At 72.0% G+C, this 3,174-nt stretch carries 3 protein-coding genes; 1 reads left to right on the top strand and 2 read right to left on the bottom strand.

Translation table 11 applies throughout. The features are described from left to right. Window positions 1-326: 326 nt before the first annotated feature. Both rsmG and D6689_10930 read right to left on the bottom strand, forming a co-directional pair. On the bottom strand, window positions 327-890 hold the full coding sequence (gene rsmG, locus D6689_10935) for a 16S rRNA (guanine(527)-N(7))-methyltransferase RsmG (protein ID RMH41495.1): 564 nt from the start codon (window positions 888-890) through the stop codon (window positions 327-329). Between the two features lie 31 nt (window positions 891-921). Beyond that, entirely contained in the window at window positions 922-2,055 is a 1,134-nt protein-coding gene (locus D6689_10930) for a DUF2088 domain-containing protein (GenBank protein RMH41494.1), read from the bottom strand. A 92-nt stretch (window positions 2,056-2,147) separates the two neighbouring features. On the opposite strand from D6689_10930, the gene D6689_10925 reads away from it, so the two are divergent. Continuing rightward, window positions 2,148-3,174: response regulator (locus D6689_10925; protein ID RMH41493.1), on the top strand; the 1,027-nt coding region annotated here is incomplete at its 3' end.

The following is a 3,174-nucleotide window of genomic DNA, read 5'->3' as shown; positions in this document are numbered from 1 at the left end:
TTGGCATTCGCGGACGGCGCGAACGCGCCGGACACGATGGGGGTCGCGACCGCGGTGGCGGCGACGAGGTGACGAAACGACATCGGGCAACTCCTGAGGGAAGAAGAAGGTGAGTGAAAACGAAAACGAAAACGGTTTTCATTTAGCGCGTGCGGCGCGCCTCCGTCAAGCGAAACCGGCACCGATCGAGCGCGCCGCCGCGACTGCGCAACAATCCTTTGCATTCAGGTCGGTTACGAGAACTCGCGTGCCGGCGCGTGCCCGGGGCCGCGCGCGGCGGCGACGCCCCGCGGCCGGGTGCCGCGCACCCGTTCGGGGCGGGCCGTTCAGTCCCCCGCCGATCCGCCCGGTCCCACCGGCACGACCAGGATCGCGCGGTCGCGCTCGCCGACCCGGTACGGATGGCGCCGCGCGCCGGCCGGCAGCGCGATGCGCTCGCGTCCCTCCATCGCGAGCACCACCCCGCCGGGCCGCACGTACGGCCGGGCGCGGCGGATCCACTCGTTCGCGGCCCACGTCGCGCGCGACACCGCGACGTCGTAGTCGCGATCGGGGTGGTCCTCCAGCCGCTGCGCGACCGCGCGCGCGTTGGCCAGTCCCAGCTCGCGGATCGCCGCCGCCAGGAATGCGCGCTTTTTGTGCACCGGCTCGAGCAGGGTCACCGCCACGTCCGGCCGCACCACCGCGATCACCAGCCCGGGAAACCCGGCGCCGCTGCCGACGTCGACGAGCCGGCGCGCGCCGGCGGGCACGTGCGCCGCCGCGGCGCGCGAGTCGTCGATGTGCAGGGCGACCGCGTCGGCCGTGCGCGCGGCGGTCAGGTTGATGCGCGCGTTCCACCGCAACAGCAGGTCGACGTACGCGCGCAGTGCGGCGCCGGCGTCCATCACATCGCTCCCGCGCGCGACGCGCCCGTCGCGGTCACCACAGGACGTCCCCTCCGCGCGTCACGACCAGCACGTCGCCGCGCACGCCGTCGAGCGCCGCTTCGACCGACGCGGCCGGGACGAAGTAGGTCCGCGCCACCTCCGCACCGGGCAGGTCGGACACGAGCAGCAGCTCGTGTCGGTCCGGCAGCCGCGGCCGCAAGCCGATCTCGTAGATGCCTCGATTGACCACGTCGACGGGCCCGGTGCCGTGCGGGCACTGCGCGGCGACGACGATGCGCCCGCCCGGCCGCAGCTTCGGCGCGACCGCCGCGACGAGCTTCGACGCCTGGTAGACGCTGCCGGTGAGCGGCAGCGCGTCGGACACGACGATCGCGTCGGCGTCCGGCGCCCGCGCGCGAAACGCCTCCGCGCACGCCTGCGCGCCGGCGCGCAGCGCGGCGCGCGGCTCGCCGGCGACGGCACCGATAATCGCGCCGCCCGGCCCGGCGATCGCGTTGAGCACGTGGACCTCGCACGCCAGCGCATCGACGATCTCCTCGAGATCCTCCCGGCACGGGTTGCCGTCGACGCGGCCGGCGACCGCCGCGGGGTTCCGCTTCCACTCGTGATTCACGCGCACCGCGCGGTCCTGGCCGAGCCCTGGAAACAGCGCCTTGGCGCCGGCACCGAACCCGGCGAAGTAGTGCGGGCGAATGACGCCGGTCGCGACGACCAGGTCGGCCTCGACCAGACAGCGGTGGACGACGAGCGGCGTCCCGCGCCGCGTCGTGCCAACCTGCACGAGTTGGCCGTCGTCGCGCGCGTCGTGGTTGACCACGCGGCAGCGCGCGAGCAAGCCGCCGGGAAGCCCGAGGGCGGCGACGTCGCACGGCCCGTGCGTGCCGGTCGCGATCGCCAACGTGACGTGCGCGGGGTCGCCGAGCCGCCGCAAGACGGCGGCGACCAGGTGCGCGCGCGGCTCGGCGCGCGTCGGGTCGCTCACGACCACGGTCACCCGGTCCGCCGCGGACAGCGGCGGCGCGCCGACCGGGTGCGCGAGGGCGCGGTCGAAACACGCCGGCAGCGACGCCACGCCGCGGGCCGGCTCCGGTGCGACGATCGTCGCGCGGTCCGGCACGCGCGCGCGCAGCGGCCGCGCGCCGTAGGGCAGGTCGACGGCGGTCATCGCGACCGCTCCGCGTTGCGCCGCCGATGCCGCATTGTTACCATCCCTCGATAATAGCTGCGCTTTTCGCGCGGATCTGCGGGAGTCGCCGGTTGGCCAAACAGAGCCTGTTGCTCGTCGATGGGGACGTCAAGAGCTTGAGGGTGCTCGAGGTGTCCCTCAAGAAGGCGGGATTCAACGTCACCACGGCCACGTCGGGCGCGGACGCCCTCAAGAAGGTGCAGACCGCCCAGCCGGACCTCATCATCGCCGACACGCAACTCGACGAGATCGACGGGTTCGAGTTTTGCCGGCGCATCAAGGACGACGCCGAGTGGAGCCAGATCCCGTTCGTCTTCCTGACCGGACAGACCTCGGTCGACCACAAGGTCCGCGGGCTCGAGCTGGGCGTCGACGAGTACCTGACCAAGCCGATCTACATCAAAGAGATCCTCACGCGGATCAAGATCCTGCTGCAAAAGCGCCAGCGGGTGACGCTCGAGGAAAAGCGCGACGGCCGCACGCGGTTCACCGGCCACCTGGCCGACATGGGCGTGGTCGATCTCATCCAGACGATCGACGTGAGCCGCAAGTCGGGGCTCGTCCACATCACGAACGAGGACGGCAGTCGGGGAACGCTCTACTTCCGCCAGGGCAAGATCGTGGACGCCGAGCTGGGCAAGCTGGCCGGCGAGGACGCGGTCTACCGGATGCTCACCTGGAGCGAGGGCGAGTTCGAGTTCGTGTTCCGCGCCGTGCGCCGCAAGGACGTCATCGAGATGTCGACTCAGGGGCTGCTGATGGAGGGCATGCGGCGCCTCGACGAGTGGGGACGGTTGCTCGAGCAACTTCCTGCGCTCGACAGGCGGTTCGTCGTGGACTACGACGAGCTCGCGGAACGGCTCGCCGAGATCCCCGACGAACTCAACGGCATCTTGCGCCTGTTCGACGGTCGTCGCACCCTGATGGAGGTCATCGACGCCGGCGATCTCGGCGACCTCGAAGCGCTCGCGGTCATCTCGAAGCTGTACTTCGAGGGACTCGTGGTCGAGGCGCCGGCGGAGCCGGACGACGTGGACCTCGGCGCGGACGTGGTCGACGGCGTGCTCGGCCGGCGCACGGACCGCGTGCCGGTCGTGC

Source organism: Deltaproteobacteria bacterium (assembly GCA_003696105.1).
Classification (GTDB): Bacteria; Myxococcota_A; Polyangia; order Haliangiales; family J016; genus J016.
The sequence above is the reverse complement of the archived record's forward strand: the minus strand, read 5'-3'. Positions and strand labels throughout refer to the sequence as shown.